Source organism: Peribacillus sedimenti, assembly GCF_046237635.1.
GTDB classification, from domain to species: Bacteria; Bacillota; Bacilli; order Bacillales; family DSM-1321; genus Peribacillus; species Peribacillus sedimenti.
Genome location: NZ_CP143547.1, coordinates 3,428,587 through 3,446,340 on the forward strand (window position 1 = coordinate 3,428,587; position 17,754 = coordinate 3,446,340).

Below are 17,754 nucleotides of genomic sequence, written 5' to 3' on the forward strand. Positions count from 1 at the left end.
CGCCATCCGTTAATTCCCAAAAACCTGACCAAACATCACATCTTTTGGTACCTAAACTCTATTAGCTTCATACCTGGCCGTCGTTTCCTATTGTCCCTGGAACTGCACACGATGCAAATTCGCAAAGATTCCTCCCTGCTCCAAAAGCTCATCATGCCTGCCCTCTTCAGCGATACCATCCTCAGTTACAACGACAATCCTATCGGCGTTTCTAATCGTGGCCAACCTATGGGCAATTACCAGGGTAGTCCGGTTTTGAGACAAATCACTAAGCGCCTTTTGGATGATCATCTCTGTCTCTGTATCAAGCGCAGAAGTCGCTTCATCCAAAATCAAAATAGGAGGATTTTTTAAGAACATTCTCGCAATGGCAATCCTTTGCTTTTGCCCCCCGGATAGTTTTAAGCCTCTTTCTCCTATTTGGGTATCATACCCGTCTGGCAGACCTGCAATGAAATCTTGCAGATGGGCCCGCTTTGCCGCCTCATGAATTTGTTCATCGGTAGCCCCAAGCATCCCGTACGCTATATTCTCCTTGAGAGTGCCTGTAAAAAGAAAAACATCCTGCTGTACGATTCCTATTTGAGAACGCAGCGATTTTTTTGCCATATTTTTTACATCTATATTGTCTATTGCAATACTGCCGCTGTCGACATCATAGAACCTTGGTATTAACGAGCAAATGGTGGTCTTTCCTGCTCCGGATGGCCCGACGAAAGCAACTGTCTCACCGGCGTTTATATTCAAATCTATGTTTGATAACACGGACTTTTTATTGTCATAGCTGAAGCTGACATCTTTAAAACTGATGTTTCCTTTTAATGAGTTTACTTCCACAGCATCATCGACATCTTCAACGTCAGGGTCAATATCAAGCAGTTCTGTAAAACGCTTAAACCCCGCCATTCCCTTAGGGTAAAGCTCCATCAATGCTGCAATTTTATCTATAGGCTTGAACAGTACGTTGACATAAAGCAAAAAGCCGACTAATTCGCCATAACTCAGTCTATCATGATAGCTAAGCCAGGCACCGATAACAAGTACTGATAGAGTCAGGAGACGTGTCAGAATATAAATGCCTGAAGAGCTATAGGACATTGTCTTGTACGCAAGCAGCTTCGCCTTACGAAATCTTTGGTTATTTACATTAAATCTTTGAATTTCATAATCTTCATTCGTGAATGATTGGACTACTCTCACTCCAGACACACTGTCCTCAACCCTTGCATTGACATCTGCTATATCACTGTACATCTGATCCCAAGCTCGATTCATACGGATATTGCTAAAGGTAATCAGCCACACTAAAAATGGAATGATGAACAATGCGACCAATGCCAGCTGAACGTTAACGGTGAACATGATCCAAAACGCTCCAATAAAGGTCATCACTGCTATGAATAAATCCTCCGGGCCATGGTGGGCAAACTCACCAATATCAAAGAGATCGTTTGTAATCCGGCTCATGATATGTCCGGTCTTTGTATTATCAAAGAACTTGAAGGACTGCTTCTGCACATGCTGGAACAGTTGCTGCCTCATATCGGTTTCGATATTGATTCCGAGTTTATGTCCAAGATAGTTCACCACGAACTGAAGCCCTGTGCTGAGGAGATAAAACGCCAGAAGCCCGGCGCTGACCATTATGATTTTCGGCCAATCGTCTCCCGGCAGAAGGGAATCGATGAACCATTGAACTGCAAGCGGGAATCCCAGCTCAAGGAGTGCAACTACGACGGCGCTGGAAAAGTCGATTATGAATAATTTTTTGTGAGGAATATAGTATGAATAAAAGCGTTTTAACATAAGATGCCCCTTTTTCTATTTTTACTGTATAAAAAAACTAAAGTAAAACAGTGGTTTCCTGTTTTTTTGCGTAAACTAAACAATTCTGAATGGAAATGAAACAGCCTTTTTTCTCCTAATACTAAAAATACACTAGAAAGCGATGGGGTGTAAATATTGGAATGCAATTTACATCCTCTGGGTGATAATGGAATCATTATTCAACTTGGGGAAGAAATCAGCGTGGGAACAAGAGAAAAAGTGAAGTCAGTCTCAGCATTATTAGATCGGTTCACCGAACTGGACTGGTTTGTTGAGTATATACCCGCTTTTACAACTGTTACGGTTATTTATGATCCTGCTGCTGTATCCTTCGGTAGCCAGGGGGAATCTCCATACATAATGGTTAGCGACAAACTGGCTAAAGGTATAGCAGATTTAAAAACAACAGTAACAGAAAACGAGAGAATCGTTGAAATCCCAGTCTGCTATGGAGGAGAGTTGGGTCCTGATTTGAAATATGTGGCGGATGTAAATCGGATTAGCGCCGACGAAGTTATTCACCTGCATTCTACAGGTGACTATATCGTTCATATGATTGGATTTGCACCGGGCTTCCCATATATCGGTGGTATGCCGGAACAAATATCTGCTCCGAGAAAAAAATCGCCAAGATTAAAAATTCCAGCTGGTTCTATAGGGATTGCAGGAAGTCAGACAGGAGTTTATCCTATTGAAACCCCTGGAGGATGGCAGCTGATTGGCAGAACGCCTTTGAAATTGTTCAGGCCCGAGAAAGAAATCCCCAGCCTGTTGAGAGCGGGAGACAAAATCAAATTTGTACCGATTACCTTAGAGGAATACAGAAGTTGGGAGGACAGTGATAAGTGATAAAAATATTAAAACCGGGCCTTCTTACCAGTTTTCAAGATTTGGGCAGATACGGGTATCAAAAATACGGAGTCATTGCGAGCGGTGCCATGGACCAGGTCGCCCACCGAATCTCTAACATCCTTGTTGGAAACGACGACGGAGAGGCAACAATTGAAATTACACTATCCGGTCCTGCTATTGAATTTGCCTCCGATGCCCTGATTTCCATATGCGGAGCAGACCTGTCCCCTGAAATCAACGGAGACCCTGCGAAACTGTGGAGACCGATATTTCTCGAGAGCGGAAGCGTACTCAAATTCGGCAAATGCAAAAACGGCTGCAGGGCATATCTTGCCATAGCAGGAGGCTATAGCATACCCAGGGAAATGGGCAGTTCGTCCACTTATCTACGGGCAGGAATAGGAGGGTGGAATGGCAGAGCCTTGAAAATGGGGGATGAAATCAGTCTCCGGACCCCGGGTACTCTTTCCAGCAGGATTGCCAAACAACTTCCCAAGAAATCCAACACGTCTTTCCGAGAAGCAGAATGGACTGTTGCTGGCAATGCATTGCCTATGTATGAGACAAATCCTGTTGTGAGAATTACAAAAGGAGCCCAATACGGGCTGTTCGACAGCTACAGTATTGATGATTTCCTCCATGCTCCATTCAAGATTACAAGCCAATCTGACCGGATGGGCTATCGGCTGGAAGGCTCCAAACTTATGCTAAAAAGTCCGGTTGAAATGATTTCAGAAGCGGTCCGTTTTGGGACGATCCAGGTTCCTTCCGAAGGGCATCCCATCATTCTACTAGCAGACAGGCAGACCACCGGCGGATACCCCAAGATTGCCGAAATTGCAACAGTGGACATTCCTCTTGTTGCACAGTCAAAGCCTGGAGAATCACTGAAATTCCAATTAATGTCGCTCGAAGAATCCCAACAGCTACTCATAGATCGAGAGGAAAACATCAAGCGGATTAAACAGGGCGTCCTTCTGAAATATACATAAAAAGCTATGAAATGATAAATAGATATTAGTCCTTGGCGTGGGAGAAGCTTCCCTGTAGGATAGCAAGGATGTGAATATATTGGTTTGTAAGGCAGCTTAATTATCAATATAAAAATATAATGCGGATTAACAAACCTTAACCGGTTTGGGATTGGTAAAAGCGCCAAATACATCCTGCCACAGACAGAAAAAACTGAGTGATGGTCATACATATCGTGTTTTAAATCCCCAAAAACCTCCCTGCCCACCCTTAAAAAACAGGGAATAGCCGTCTTAAATATCAGAAATAATATATACAGGCAAGCTTTCTCTTTTCAGACATCCAGAGGTGATACATAATAATGGACAAAAAGAGTAATTTTAGTGTTTTGATGGGTGCCGCGTTCCTGATGGCTACTTCAGCAATCGGACCTGGATTCCTAACCCAGACTACAGTTTTCACACAATCCCTGGCAGCAAGTTTCGGGTTTGTGATTTTGATTTCCATAGTCATCGATATCGGAGCCCAAATGAATATTTGGCGAATCATCGCTGTATCGGAAAAAAGGGCCCAGGATATTGCAAACGAGGTTCTCCCAGGACTGGGATATTTTTTGGCATTCCTGATCGTTCTTGGCGGACTTGCCTTTAATATCGGAAACATAGGAGGAGCCGGCCTCGGGATTAATGTATTATTTGGCTGGTCACCTGAAACGGGAGCACTTTTAAGCGGGATTATAGCTGTTGGAATTTTCGTGGTCAAAGAAGCTGGAAAAGCAATGGACCGTTTCGCGCAAATAATGGGATTTGTAATGATTGCTCTTACTCTTTATGTGATGTTTTCAGCCCAACCTCCCTACGCTGAAGCAGCAGTCCGGACGTTTGCACCTGAAAAAGTCAACCTTCTTGCGATTGTAACCCTGGTTGGCGGAACGGTAGGCGGCTATATTACCTTTGCTGGTGGACACCGTTTGCTGGACGCGGGCATCAGGGGCAAGCAAGCTCTGCCTCAGGTTACCAGGGGTGCAGTCAGTGCTATAGGTATTGCTTCGATAATGAGGATCTTTTTATTTCTTGCCGCTTTGGGTGTTGTAGCCCAGGGAATGGCAATTGATCCTGCAAACCCTCCAGCATCTGTGTTTAAGCTGGCAGCCGGGAACTTTGGTTATAAAATCTTCGGCATTGTCATGTGGGCGGCAGCAGTTACCTCTGTTGTGGGCGCTGCCTATACATCCGTCTCTTTTATCGTTACGTTTAAACCACTCATAAAAAAATACGAAAAATGGATTACCGTTATTTTCATAGTTATTTCCACCCTTGTATTCGTGCTCATAGGCAGGCCCGTAAAGATCCTCGTTCTGGTTGGTTCACTAAATGGGCTTATTCTTCCTATAGCCCTGGGTGTAATGTTAATTGCTGCGTACAGGAAAAAGATTGTTGGCGATTATAAGCATCCGGTTTGGATGACCCTTTTCGGTGTTATCATCGTTCTCACCATGGCATACATGGGAGGATATACCCTGATCAACGATATTCCACAGCTGCTAAAGTAAATCGAAAACAAAAGCATGCAATTCAGCATGCTCTTTGTTTGGTTTTCAGCTTAAAGAAGTCTTCTATTTAGGGTAAAAAATGTTTCTTAGGAACAATAGTGAAAGGTACCTTTTTTTCGAATTATTTTTTGAGGTCCAATCATCTATCGCGTTCTCATCGCCGTTTACCTAATCTTATGAAAGAATAAATAAAAGAGACCGTGGCATTCGCTATTCTGGTTTTGCTCACATGGTTTAGTATTACAATGCTTTTGCTCTGTCTTTATCAATTCATTTGATTTTGGCTGAACAATACTTAAAAAGAGGAAGATTTTTTATTGAATTCTGCAAAAAAAAGCAGGGGGAAGGTCAAAAAAATAGGATTTCATAGAATGGATACAGATTTTCAACCGTAATACAAAGTCTTATAATCGAAATTCTGGTTTTTATGGACTTCAGTCAAGAAAGTGGACAATAGGCTTTGATTTTATTTTGTTCTAAATCTCTAGCGCATTTCGTTTGCTGAAGGTTTCTGAAAGTGATCAGTCAAAAACCTGACTGTTCACTTCATACCCAAATGGTGAAATTATTAGTTATAAACTAGCTTGCGAAACCCATATTTCTCTCGAATTGATTAGGTGAACAGAAGCCTAAAGTCGAGTGTTTCCTTCTTTGGTTATAAAAACTGCTGATGTAGTAATTGATTGCTTTTGTTGCTTCTGCCCGAGACTTAAAACGTCTTCTATAAATTAACTCTTTTTTAATTGTCGCATGAAACGATTCTATGCAGGCATTGTCGTATGGATTGCCTTTTCTGCTCATGCTGATTTTAACGTTAAGTTCCTGCAGCCTCTCCACATACTGGTTAGAACAATACTGGGATCCTCGGTCAGAATGGTGGATTAATTCCTTTGTAGGCTGCCGCGTCAGGAGCGCCATGTTTAAAGCCTGCAGCGGCAGTTCCTTTTTCATATGGGAATCCATGCTCCATCCCACTATTTTTCGGGAAAACAAATCCATCACGGTCGACAAATAAACCCATCCTTCCAGGGTCCAAATGTATGTAATATCTGCTACCCATATCCGATCCCGCGCTTGCGCACGAAATTCTTGATTTAAAAGATTAGGATAAAGGCGCAAATCATGATTGGAATCCGTGGTCACGACAAATCTTTCTTCCGGGATAGCACGCAAACCTAAATCCTTCATGATTCGGGCGACCGTTTTTTTTGAAATCGTATATCCCCATTCGATTAAATCATGATGGACCCTGGGACTTCCATAAGTTCCTTCACTTTCATAGTAAGATTTTTTTATTTTCTGCTGGATTTCTTTCTTGTAAGCCTCTCTTTCGAGGTCGACCCTATCTTTGTTATCTATCCACTTGTAATATCCACTCTTCGATACTTTTAAGACTTTACACATCATCACCACAGTATGTTCATCCCGATGAGCATAGATGAAACTGTAAATTATGCTTGGTTTTTTGTGAAGATGTGCATAGCCTTTTTTAGAATTTCATTTTCCTCTCTTAACTGCTGAATCTCTTTTTCATGCTGTTTTTGTAGTTTTTTAAGTTCTGCAGGTGTTATATATGTCTCTTTTTCTGTCCCGTTTCTTAATTTCTTCTTATATTCACTAACCCACCTGCGAAGAGTGGGATACGGCACTTCCAGCTCGTATGCTACTTCCCGGGCTACCCGGCCCTCCTCAACCACTAATTTAGCTACATATTCTTTAAATTCCGGATCACGATGTTTCCCCACTCTGAACACGTCCTTTTAATAATTATGTTTATTATAAGTTATCTTTTTTACGTGTCCACTTTTTAGACTAACTTGATTTATGATCGGAATCCAGGATTTATGCTCGATATCTAAGATTGTATGCGCTAAATACGATATTTATGATCGAACTGCTTGTTAATAATGGAAGTGCTCATATGATATGTGGACTAGACCCCGATCACATCTCCGTGCGGCCTTTCAGGAAAAAGTCTTTGGCCAAGACGATGAAGGACTGAAAACAAGAACTTTAGGAAGGACTGTTTAGAGCACCGTCTTCAGGCATTTTCGTGTCCAATTAATTATGCGCCCAAAAAGAGATATTTCACTTTTTCAGCTATCACGCCAAAAAGGCATGCAAATCAGCATACTTTTTGGCGAATAACCTATTTTAATTTCAAGTGAAGATAAGCTGTGTTTACCTTTCGAAAAAAACTTAGTCCCATATGCTAAACAAGATTCGGCGTTTACATAGACAATCCCATTGTGTTTTTATGTTTGATGACCGTTATATTCTGCCTGATATATTCCCAATTTTGGGGGAAATCCAAGCTTAGCTGCCAGAAGGTAACGCCTCTTAGCCGATAGCCGTCTATTAATTGATACTTGCTTCTGATCCCTCTGATATCATCGAACCAAACTACATGCCTCTCTTCATTTTGCACGTACTGATAATGAGGAGCCTCGTTGGTTTCATCATAAGATATCCTGCTCCCCATTTCTATTGCCCTGTTTTGGGCATTCAGTACAGATATTGCCGTCGTTCGATTTGTCGGAGTTATCCAGTCATATCCATATAAGGCCATGCCCGCCATTATCTTTTCGCGATCTATATTCGCTATTGCATACTTTAGTACTTGTTCCATCCAGGGTAAAGGAGAAATTGGATTAGGCGGGCCTGTAGGATAACCGTAATCAATCGTCATTACGGCTACGATATCTGCCACATCCCCTATTGCCCTGTAATCTTGCCCTCCAACAATCCGGTTTGTTGGATTATCTGCTGTTTTGGCATGAACATTCACCTGGAGCACCAACATACCCAGCTCATTCTTTAATTCTCGCAGAAACTGTGAAAAATCATCACGGCGTTGTGGCGGTATGAACTCAAAATCAATCGACACGCCTCCATAGCCTTTCTGATTTATAAAATTCCTAAGACTGCGGATAAGATTCCTCCTGTATGCTGGATTTTGCAGCACCGCTCCGACAAGCTCAGCACTAAATCCGGCCTCGGTATAATTTCGAATCATGAGCAGAGGCAAAACACCTGCCCGCCTCGATCTCTCAATCATCTGACTGTCATCGCCCATGATAAATGCGAAACCTTGGCTGTTGAAAGAATATGCCACTATAGCAAGGTATGTTAGCTGGCCCCTCTGTCTCTCCAAATTGCGGATCACATCGCTTTCACCAGCAGAGGGAATGGCAAATGCAAGTGTTTCAATTGTCAGCCTGTGGCGTGAAGGAATTGATATTTTCTGTCCGGACACTAGCTTTTCCGGTGACAACCCCGGGTTGGTTCTTATTATGTCAGGAATCGTTACCCCAAAAATATGGGCAACCCTTGACAAAGAATCACCAGGGGCGATTATATAATTTCTATTCTCCTTCATATCTGGAATATACAGTGCCAATCCTGCTACAAGGGAACTGCTAGGAGACAAGCCATTTATTCTAATAAGATCTGTAACACTTATTTTATACCGATGCGAAATGCCGGTGAGTGAGTCGCCTTGTTTCACTATATGGATGGACATAGTAACCACACCTTTTTACGTTCGTATTATTAAGGTATGGCAATAAGTCATGAATATATGTCAGCTCATTAAATTAATGTCTTAATATCATAAAACTCCCCATTCTCAAGATCGCCTTTTTGCAGCAGGTGCATTAATTTTTCCGCTACAAATTCAGGTGTCCTTAAATCGCCTTTTTCTTTGTACATGTTAAATAACGCGGCATCGGCAAAATCCTCTTCAGGAGACTTCCGGATTTCAGCTTGCATATCTGTATCCATTTTACCAGGGGAAAACGAAATGACTGTAGCAGGATTTTCTTCTCGTTTTTGTTCCAACCCCGCAACCCTGGTGAACATTTCGAGACCTGCTTTTGTGCTGCAATATGCACCCCATCCATGATAAGGATTTTTGGCTGCGCCTGATGATATATTAACAATTACTTTCTTGGCTTTTAAACTTGCGGTTCTATGTAAGAATTCATTATTTAGAAACACCGGTGCCAGAAAGTTTATTTTCATACTGGCCTCAAGCTGTTCCAACTCAAGTTTCCCTGCAGGCTTTATTGGCTCAACCACTCCTGCATTGTTAATGAATACAATTTCGGAACTTTCATGTAAGGACTCAAAAATTTGCGCGGCATGTTCTGGAAGCTTAGTTATATCCCCAATATCGAACGTTAGATATGTAACCCTGACACCTTTATTTTTTGCTTCTTGCATCAGTTGCTGATTCAAAGTACGCGATATTAGTATACAATGGCTATCTTCACTGAAGCTAAGCCTGCTAAGTGCCTCGCCGAGACCCTTAGAGGCACCTGTTATTATAAATGTCTTCAAAAGGAACCCTCATTTCTATATTTTGTTTTATTTTAACAAACTAATCCCAAATCTAAACAACAATAGAGCTGCGATTCACAGCTCCATTAGAGTCTTCTTTTATATCCGCCTTAATAAACCCCCTGCACTCTACGCTGTATGACTATGCGAGAATCCCAAATCCCCCCTCTTAACTCGAATGCAGAGTATGGCTTATCTTTGGACGGCATTATGTAGTGAGAAAATATCGCTATTTTTCAAGTTATCGATTATATCTGATATTTGTTCTTCATTTGCAACCATCGCCATTCTGACGTATCCCTCTCCAGACGGGCCAAATGCACTTCCAGGAGTCACTACAAGATTTGCATGGTCTATCAATGCATAAGTAAAATCAATAGATTTCCAGCCGCTTGGAATTTTCGCCCAGATAAACATGCCTGCCTCTGGTTTTTCAACACTCCAACCCACTGAAGCCAGCCCATCTATCAATAAATCCCGTCTTCTTTGGTAAACAGTCCTGCTTTCTTTGCAGAACTCTTCTCCTTGTTCCATAGCAAGAATCGCAGCCTTCTGGATTGGCAAAAAGACTCCATAATCCAGATTTGATTTAAATTGCTGTAAAACTTGGATAATCTCTGCATTCCCAGCAGCATAACCAATTCGGCATCCCGCCATATTGAAGCTCTTTGAAAGAGAATTCATTTCAATGCCAACCTCTTTTGCTTCTGGAATCGAAAGGAAGCTAACCGGCTTGTGGCCATCAAAATATAATTCTGAATAAGCAAAGTCATGAAGGATGAAGATATTATATTTCTTGGCAAATTCAATGGCATGCGAAAAGAAAGATTCACCAGCAATAGCAGGAATAGGATTTCCCGGAAAATTCAGAATCATAAGCTTAGCCTTTTCAGCAACTTCCTCAGGAATAGCATCCAAATCAGGAAGGTAGCCATTTTCTTGTTTCAATGGCATAAAAAACGGGGTGGCGCCAGACATGGCAACTCCCGTTTCGTATGCTGTATATCCAGGGTCCGGCACAAGGATATAATCTTCTTCATCTGCAAGCATCATCGGCAGATGGACTAACCCGTCCTGCGAACCCATCAGCATTGCTATCTCCTTTTTGTCATCAATACTTATGCCATGATTATTCCGATAGTAGCCGGTTACTGCTTCATAGAACTCCTGGATACCGGTCATTGTATATCGGTATGAATCTAATTTTAGAGATTCGCTGCTTAGACAATCCCGGATAAAAGCTGGCGGAGGAAGATCAGGACTTCCTATACTTAAGTCAATCAACGAGAAGCCCGCTTTCATCCTATTTTGTTTGTAGGCTGCAAGTTCATTAAAAATAGATGGTTTAAAAGCAGAAATTTTCCTTGAAAAAGTAAAATTCACTGTATATCACCTTCCCCTTGATTTCGTGTCAATCAGAATCTTAGCTACGATTATACCGTATTTAGAATAAAAAAATCATATTTCCTGAAAGATATCATATGTTGAAACAGTAATCGCGCGAATCCAGAAGGGTCGTTTATTTCATTTCATTTTATCATCTTACCTTTATCCCTTTATAGTGCTAAAGAACTTTTTTCATAAACTTTTTTACTTTATATTGTCAGACTCCTAAACATAAAAATGAGAAAACTGTCGTCCCCTGCTTATCATTAATTTGAAACATTACAACAGTCTGTTTCATATATTAAAGTTCATCATAATAATTTGTGTGCACCTCAATTGTTAGATTGTAATTTATCTGATGAAGGCCTTTTTCTGGGCTCTGTCAGCTGTTTCTTAGGCCTTCATAACTCAAAGAGGATCCATTTTAAAGTTCCGGCGCTTTTTTTGGTCTTCATGACCGCAATTAAGCTCTTTTTCCAACTTTGAAGCTGCTTTTAGCTTCCTCATTCTCATCGAGATTTTCTACTAATTCAACAACCTAAAAAAAGACGCCGTGACGTCTTTTTTTGTTGGCATCCTACCAGTGGTGTGCTTTCGCGTTGCTTCTTAAGATAATGTTTGTCTTTGACATCTGTGTATGTCCATTAACCTGAGATTTAGCGCGCTTGGCCCTGGTCCAATTGTGGTGAAAGAGCGATGATTGTCTATCCAAATGTTCCCGATAACTCAATCTGGTCACCTCTTTTTTAGGATGTCATGATATTCATGGAATATCTATTATAGAATGTACATCTATACTGTTTTTTACCATTAAAATTTATAAAAATGTAACTTTCTGAGATGGTTATTCCATTCACCTCCTTGCAATTTGGGCAGTTAGTTCTTTTCCCATCGCCTCTGTAAGCGCAGCTGCCGTCTCTGGCACAAAAGACTTCAATACGGGATTGACTACGGCAGCCAATATTCCGTTTTGGATAATGTCCAGGAAACCCGTCATCCTGGTTGTTGTGTCCGTTATTTTTTCTGCTCTAAAAAAGCCGCTTCCAGAAAAGTTATCATTCAATCCTGTGAGATTAAAAGTCACTTTTTCAGGTTCTAACCATTCTGTAATATCCACTTGAAGCTTGATCTTTTTCTTCATAATTCCTAAATCGCCGGTGAATATCCAATTTGAGCGGCTGTCACTCAGAATTTCATGGGTTATGTAACCCGGCACCAGTGGCGCCCATTTATCCATTTCAGCAACAAATTCCCATACCTTATGGATAGGAGCACCGACAACAACAGTATGTTCACCCTGTGGCAACGAAAACACTCCCTTTCTCCAACAGCTTATGAACGGCATAAACTAGTTACTATTATTTTACCCAAAAAGAAAACCACTGAACATAATTCAGCGGTTTACCTCTATGTATCTATCAATATTTATTTTGCCCTTCGCTTCACGTCCTGAGTGTAAAGGAAGGCACTAACTTGCCAACCTCTTCCTGCCTGGCATTTTTCAGTTTCGGACGGTAATGCTCTGAAAGTTCCTGGATCTGCTGCCCGGACAATAGGTCTAACTGTTTTAAAACTTCTACGGCAACAGGATACATAGCTCGTGCATTACCATCTTCAATTTTAATGGCGATCCCCATACCGGTTTCATTATCCCCCATACAATAAACAGCTTCAGCACCTGCTTTCCCAAAGAAACGGCCTTTTCCGGCAATCATAAAATCCGTACAGAAGCGATTTGTACCCCCCACCATTTCAGGGGCAGCGACCATCGCTTTTTTGATACGGCTGACAGCTTGCTGACGGGCCACCGGCAATTTATCAGGATTGGCCATCTTCGCGTAACTCAACGCAAGCCTTTCAAGCGGAAGCCCATGTACAGGCACCCCGCATCCATCAATGCCTATCTCGATGTCATCCATGGGGAAATCAGCCATGTCACACACACTTTGTAAAATTCTTTGCTGGACAGGGTGCTGAAGTTCATAATAATCATGAAGAGACTCGTTCATATGTTTGGCAGTCACTAACATGCCTGAATGCTTTCCGGAGCAGTTATTATACAAAGGTGTCAGTTCTCGTCCGCTTCGGATGATCTCCTTATATGTATCTTGCCAGTGCGGTATATGAGTGCCGCATTGCAGAGCTCCCTCTGTCATTCCTGCTCGCTTTAAAATGGACATAACGCGATCGGTATGCATTTTCTCGCCGCTGTGCGAAGCACAGCACAGGGATAGATCTGCATCATCAAAATGATAACGGTCTGCTGCCCCGGTTTCTACTACAGGAATGGCCTGTAACGGCTTCATGGAAGAGCGCGCATAAACTTTTATACTGGGATCACCTGCAAAATAAAGCAATTTTCCCTCCGCGTCCATAACAGCAATATGGCCTCTATGTATACTTTCCACATGATCTCCTCTAATTACGTTCACCAGTTTTACAGAATCCATAACCATGACCTCACTCCATTTTTTAATAACTATGAATATTTTAACTCATGGAATTCGGAAAAATAAGAATAATTTTCATCTCCTGTTACGAATGGCTTTGTATAGGTTACTGTTTCAAGAAATAAACAAAAATCCCCCTCATAAATCGAGGAGGCATAAATGTTATTTTGGCCGCTCCAGTTCAAATAACTGGCCCAGCTTTGAATATGATTGGCCAGCCAGCCTGCTGACCGGTTTAAGGAGTAAAGGATCAATTCTACCCTCTTTATATAGACCTTCTGAGATATGATATTTTACAACTTTACCAATTAAAAAATCACATGAAACCGAGCCATCTTCACCCGGCAATTCGATATGCCGTTCCAGTTTACATTCAAAACGGATTTTTGCTTCCATGATGCCAGGCACTGAAATTCTATCACTCTGTACAGCAGACAGCCCTGATATGGATAGTTCGCTTTGATCAGGGGGCAACTGTGCAGCAGTTTTATTAGCTTCTTCGACCAGTTCTTCGTCAATAATATGAGCAACAAATTCTCCCGTGAGGCAAGCATTCCTTGCTGTATCCTTCTGTGAGCCATTCTTTCGCTGGATTGAAAGGGAAATCATTGGTGGATTTGAGCTTACAATATTGAAGTAACTGAAAGGAGCTGCATTGATCGTCCCGTCCTTACTTACGGAAGTAACAAGAGCTACAGGTCTCGGGATAATGCTGCCTGTCAGGAATTTGTAGTTATCCCTTTCAGTCATGGACTCTGGATTTAATGAAAGCAATATTTCCACCTACCCTTTTATGCCTTAAAATGTTTATCAAACCATGCCGCGGCTGCATCTACCTCGGTACGTGTCAGCTGATGCCCATACTGTTCCCAGTGAACAGATACTGAAGCCCCTGCTTTTTCCAATAAAACTGCTAATTCTTCAGTTTCAGCAGGCGGGCATATCGGATCATTGCTTCCTGCTCCAATAAAGACAGGGAACCCTTCAAGTCCGGGAAGGTCTATTCCCCTTCGCGGAACCATCGGATGATGCAAAACGGCTCCTTTTAAGATGTCTTTATAGTGAAATATCAAGCTTCCCGCAATATTTGCTCCATTGGAATAGCCAACCGCCACTATATTTCGTGCGTTAAAATGATATTCTGCAGCAGCATTTTCTATGAAATCGCGGAGCTCCTCGGTGCGGCTGATTAGATCTTTTTCGTCGAAGACCCCTTCTGCCAGCCGCCGGAAAAATCTTGGCATTCCGTTCTCCAGGACATTACCGCGCACACTCAGGACTGCGGATTCAGGTGAAATAATGGAAGCCAGACCGAGAAGGGATTCCTCTGTCCCCCCTGTCCCGTGAAGTAGCAGTAGAACTGGTGCATCATTGTTGGTTCCTTGCTGAAAAATATGCTTCATGTTCATAATGTATCCTCCTTTAATACCCTTGCTTCTGCAGGCAGAAGTCGTGATTGAATTTCCTGTCTGCGAGGCTCCAGCCATGGTGGAAGAAGCAAACTAGATCCCATTTTGTCCGCCGTTTCATCCCTCGTAAACCCAGGAGGGTCGGTAGCGATTTCGAACAGGATGCCTCCCCGCTCTCGGAAATAAATAGCATTAAAGTACTGGCGGTCCCTAATGGGTGTCACGCCATAACCGGCCTGCTGCACATACTCGCGCCATTTTTCATGATCCTCGAAATCTTCTGCTCGCCATGCGATATGATGAACGGTTCCTACTCCAATGGATCCAGGAGATAAAGATGTAAGCTTGACATCTATGATATTTCCAAGGTTACCGCGAGCTTTGAACCTTGCAAATTCTCCATCCTCCCCAATTTTCGTAAGGCCCAATACTTGTGATAACACATCTTCTGTGGCCTTAGGATTTCCGCTTAATAATACCGCTCCTCCAAATCCCTTAATTGCGAATTCGGCTGGCACCCCTCCGTATGACCATCTGCTCGTTTGGCCATCCTCTCTTTCTACAAGCTCAAGCTGCAGCCCATGAGGATCTTCAAACACCAGATAATCTTCACCAAAGCGTGTTATATGTTCAGAATTCACATGAAATTTTTCAAGCCTGTCCTCCCAAAATGGCATACTGCCTACAGGCACTGAAAACGACGTAATGCCTACCTGGCCAGAGCCTGCCTGCCCTTTATAGGCGTTTGGCCAGGGGAAAAAGGTCATGATTGTCCCCGGGCTTCCCTCCTCATTTCCAAAATATAAATGATATGTCCCGGGATCATCGAAGTTAACAGTTTTTTTAACCATGCGAAGTCCCAATATACCCGCGTAAAAATCGACATTCTCTTGGGGATTTCCTACAATCGCAGTGATATGATGTATTCCTTCGGTACGCATTTGCAAAATCATAGCTCCTTTCCTGGAGTGGTATCCAGCGGTTTTAGTCTTGCTTCTATTTCCTGTCGTCTTGGTTCCAAAAAAGGCGGAAGGGCGAGCGATTCTCCTAAGTGTTCAATTGCTTCATCGGTAGCAAACCCTGGTCCGTCCGTAGCCAGTTCAAACAGGATTCCGTTTGGTTCCCGGAAGTAGAGCGACCTGAAATAAAAACGATCGATGAAGCCCGAGTTCGGAATCCCGGCGTCAGCCACTTTTTCAATCCATTTCTGCATTTCCTGTTCATCCTTGACACGAAAGGCAACATGATGGACTCCTCCCCTGCCCAGCCGCTCAGGAGGAAGGTCCATTCGCTCCTCTATATGCACCTCTGCCCCGGTCCCTCCTTCACCTGTTTCATAGACAGCTATTTGACGTTCGGCGCCGCCCTCGGAAGGATACGTTCCCTTTTTCCTGAACCCGAGGATATCTGTCATAATTCTGGCTGTCTCTTCCATCCTGGCAACAGTCAGCTTTACAGGACCTAAACCTATAACCGCAAATTCAGACGGGATAGGACTTCGCCCCCATGGAGTTCCTGCCGCTATCCCCAAAGTATTTTCATCTGAAACCAGCAGCAGCCGCTGCCCTTCATGGTCCTTGAAAGGGAGGGCCATTCTTCCAAATACAGAAGTAATATCTCCATGTTGTACATTGTTTTCCTCAAACCGCATCTTCCAGTATTCAATGGCCCGATTACTTTTTACCCTTAAAGAAACCTGGCTAATACTGTTTGTACCCTCGTGAGTTCTTGCTGCCATCGGTATCTCAAAAAACGTAAGTTCAGTTCCTGGATTTCCCTGTTCATCTCCATAAAACAGATGGTAGATCGATACATCATCTTGATTTACCGTTTTTTTTATCAATCGGAGCCCTAAAATTTTTGTATAAAATTCATAATTCCCCGGTGCTTTTGCTGTCAAGGCGGATACATGATGGATCCCTTTAAGTTCCATAAGCCAAACTCAGCTCCTTACATTATCTTGATTTCAAGATATTACTGAAAATAAAAAAGAAACCATCAGTCTTATTTATCTTGAATTAAAGATAACTAAAGCTGATGAAATTGTCAATTATTTAATACTATTGGCTAAATGAAGCCTTCACCTCTAAAAGGTTAAGGAACAAAGCTCCGTTTCGATATCTGGCAAAAATATATGAACCTGGGGACCCTTAAAAGGACCCCTTAAAGAAAACGAAACTGACGGCTTGCTTTGTTCCTTTGTAATGGAAATAGGCAGACAGCTCTTGGGAGAAAAACATTCGTTTAACGCAATAGTCACTATCTAATTTTATGGCCATTCAAAGTAAATGTTGGCATACTGCTATGTATCCTTCCTCCAAACAGATTGGGTACACTTTACCATAAATTGCAATTATTCGAGAGTGCTATATCTTTTTTATAACTTTCGCAGGATTTCCGCCAACCACTGTTTTTTTGGGAACGTCCTTGGATACAACAGCTCCGGAAGCAATAACAGCATGGTCCCCAATGGTTACTCCCGGATTGATGATTGCTCCGCCGCCAATCCAGACATTGTTCCCAATTGTTACGGGCTTTCCATATTCCAGGCCGCTTAGTCTTTCTTCAGGGTCCAGCGGATGGTTGGCAGTGTAGATATGTACTCCCGGACCAAGCATGCAGTTGTCACCGATTTTCACTTTGCAGACATCCAGGATGACACAGTTATAATTGGCATAGAAATCTTCACCTATTTCAATGTTATAACCATAATCGCATCTAAAATCAGGTTCAATATAAATCCGCTCTCCTGTAGCACTAAATAACTTCTTAAGCATTTGTTCCCGCAATTCATTCTCATTTTCTATGGTTTGATTGAAATGTCTGGTTTTTCTTCTGGCATACTCTCGGTCTTTCACCAGCTCCTCATCAGAAGCATGGTATAACTCTCCATTTAGCATTTTTTCCTTTTCTGATTTTGACATAAAAATTCTCCCCCAGTGTTTCTTGTTTTTACCCAGAATCA

Annotated in this window: 17 protein-coding genes; 3 read left to right on the top strand and 14 right to left on the bottom strand. The window is 42.3% G+C overall.

Going from position 1 to position 17,754, the window contains the following annotated elements; all coding sequences use genetic code 11:
* Positions 1–87: 87 nt before the first annotated feature.
* Positions 88–1,806 carry an ABC transporter ATP-binding protein gene (locus V1500_RS16860; RefSeq protein WP_409301004.1) on the bottom strand — a complete coding sequence of 573 codons (1,719 nt, stop codon included), beginning with the start codon at positions 1,804–1,806 and terminating at the stop codon, positions 88–90.
* A gap of 156 nt (positions 1,807–1,962) precedes the next feature.
* Here V1500_RS16860 and pxpB point away from each other — a divergent pair, with 156 nt between their 5' ends.
* From pxpB to V1500_RS16875, 3 genes are all read left to right on the top strand, one after another.
* Positions 1,963–2,676 carry a 5-oxoprolinase subunit PxpB gene (pxpB, locus tag V1500_RS16865; RefSeq protein ID WP_409301006.1) on the top strand — a complete coding sequence of 238 codons (714 nt, stop codon included), beginning with the start codon at positions 1,963–1,965 and terminating at the stop codon, positions 2,674–2,676.
* Positions 2,673–3,671: a biotin-dependent carboxyltransferase family protein gene (locus V1500_RS16870; protein ID WP_409301008.1), complete on the top strand. Its 999-nt coding sequence runs from the start codon at positions 2,673–2,675 to the stop codon at positions 3,669–3,671. Before pxpB ends, V1500_RS16870 begins: the two co-directional genes overlap by 4 nt.
* Before the next feature lie 341 nt (positions 3,672–4,012).
* Complete coding sequence (locus V1500_RS16875; protein WP_409301009.1) at positions 4,013–5,203, top strand: NRAMP family divalent metal transporter; 1,191 nt, start codon at positions 4,013–4,015, stop codon at positions 5,201–5,203.
* 579 nt (positions 5,204–5,782) lie between these two features.
* Here V1500_RS16875 and V1500_RS16880 read toward each other — a convergent pair.
* The 13 genes from V1500_RS16880 to V1500_RS16940 all read right to left on the bottom strand — a co-directional run bounded on the left by V1500_RS16880 (position 5,783) and on the right by V1500_RS16940 (position 17,713).
* Positions 5,783–6,658 carry an IS3 family transposase gene (locus V1500_RS16880; protein WP_409305893.1) on the bottom strand — a complete coding sequence of 292 codons (876 nt, stop codon included), beginning with the start codon at positions 6,656–6,658 and terminating at the stop codon, positions 5,783–5,785.
* Entirely contained in the window at positions 6,655–6,948 is a 294-nt protein-coding gene (locus tag V1500_RS16885) for a transposase (RefSeq protein ID WP_409300131.1), read from the bottom strand. The genes V1500_RS16880 and V1500_RS16885 overlap by 4 nt, the downstream gene beginning before the upstream one ends.
* Before the next feature lie 485 nt (positions 6,949–7,433).
* Entirely contained in the window at positions 7,434–8,726 is a 1,293-nt protein-coding gene (locus V1500_RS16890; RefSeq protein ID WP_409301011.1) for a glycoside hydrolase family 18 protein, read from the bottom strand.
* Positions 8,727–8,794: 68 nt separating this feature from the next.
* Positions 8,795–9,544: a (S)-benzoin forming benzil reductase gene (locus V1500_RS16895; RefSeq protein WP_409301013.1), complete on the bottom strand. Its 750-nt coding sequence runs from the start codon at positions 9,542–9,544 to the stop codon at positions 8,795–8,797.
* A 192-nt stretch (positions 9,545–9,736) separates the two neighbouring features.
* Positions 9,737–10,927, bottom strand: a complete 1,191-nt coding sequence (locus tag V1500_RS16900) for an LL-diaminopimelate aminotransferase (protein WP_409301015.1) — start codon at positions 10,925–10,927, stop codon at positions 9,737–9,739.
* Between the two features lie 580 nt (positions 10,928–11,507).
* The gene (locus tag V1500_RS16905; RefSeq protein ID WP_409301017.1) at positions 11,508–11,660 is read right to left on the bottom strand and encodes a YpzG family protein; all 153 of its coding nucleotides are present in this window, start codon (positions 11,658–11,660) and stop codon (positions 11,508–11,510) included.
* A gap of 123 nt (positions 11,661–11,783) precedes the next feature.
* Complete coding sequence (locus tag V1500_RS16910) at positions 11,784–12,236, bottom strand: CoxG family protein (RefSeq protein ID WP_409301019.1); 453 nt, start codon at positions 12,234–12,236, stop codon at positions 11,784–11,786.
* Between the two features lie 136 nt (positions 12,237–12,372).
* Entirely contained in the window at positions 12,373–13,380 is a 1,008-nt protein-coding gene (locus tag V1500_RS16915) for an asparaginase (protein WP_409301021.1), read from the bottom strand.
* 162 nt (positions 13,381–13,542) lie between these two features.
* Positions 13,543–14,154 (bottom strand): flavin reductase family protein, encoded by a 612-nt coding sequence (locus V1500_RS16920; protein ID WP_409301023.1) that lies wholly within the window; start codon positions 14,152–14,154, stop codon positions 13,543–13,545.
* A gap of 17 nt (positions 14,155–14,171) precedes the next feature.
* Positions 14,172–14,783, bottom strand: coding sequence for an alpha/beta hydrolase (locus V1500_RS16925; RefSeq protein ID WP_409306022.1), 612 nt, complete (start codon positions 14,781–14,783; stop codon positions 14,172–14,174).
* A gap of 2 nt (positions 14,784–14,785) precedes the next feature.
* On the bottom strand, positions 14,786–15,742 hold the full coding sequence (locus V1500_RS16930; RefSeq protein ID WP_409301024.1) for a ring-cleaving dioxygenase: 957 nt from the start codon (positions 15,740–15,742) through the stop codon (positions 14,786–14,788).
* Positions 15,739–16,722: a ring-cleaving dioxygenase gene (locus V1500_RS16935; protein WP_409301025.1), complete on the bottom strand. Its 984-nt coding sequence runs from the start codon at positions 16,720–16,722 to the stop codon at positions 15,739–15,741. Before V1500_RS16935 ends, V1500_RS16930 begins: the two co-directional genes overlap by 4 nt.
* A gap of 433 nt (positions 16,723–17,155) precedes the next feature.
* Complete coding sequence (locus V1500_RS16940; RefSeq protein WP_409301027.1) at positions 17,156–17,713, bottom strand: sugar O-acetyltransferase; 558 nt, start codon at positions 17,711–17,713, stop codon at positions 17,156–17,158.
* Positions 17,714–17,754 lie beyond the last annotated feature (41 nt).

Excerpts from the sequence above, each read along its gene's own strand:
- V1500_RS16860 (WP_409301004.1), bottom strand. The coding sequence starts at position 1,806 with ATGTTAAAACGCTTTTATTCATACTATATTCCTCACAAAAAATTATTC.
- V1500_RS16875 (WP_409301009.1), top strand. The coding sequence starts at position 4,013 with ATGGACAAAAAGAGTAATTTTAGTGTTTTGATGGGTGCCGCGTTCCTG.
- V1500_RS16890 (WP_409301011.1), bottom strand. The coding sequence starts at position 8,726 with ATGTCCATCCATATAGTGAAACAAGGCGACTCACTCACCGGCATTTCG.
- V1500_RS16915 (WP_409301021.1), bottom strand. The coding sequence starts at position 13,380 with ATGGATTCTGTAAAACTGGTGAACGTAATTAGAGGAGATCATGTGGAA.
- V1500_RS16925 (WP_409306022.1), bottom strand. The coding sequence starts at position 14,783 with ATGAAGCATATTTTTCAGCAAGGAACCAACAATGATGCACCAGTTCTA.
- V1500_RS16930 (WP_409301024.1), bottom strand. The coding sequence starts at position 15,742 with ATGATTTTGCAAATGCGTACCGAAGGAATACATCATATCACTGCGATT.
- V1500_RS16935 (WP_409301025.1), bottom strand. The coding sequence starts at position 16,722 with ATGGAACTTAAAGGGATCCATCATGTATCCGCCTTGACAGCAAAAGCA.
- V1500_RS16940 (WP_409301027.1), bottom strand. The coding sequence starts at position 17,713 with ATGTCAAAATCAGAAAAGGAAAAAATGCTAAATGGAGAGTTATACCAT.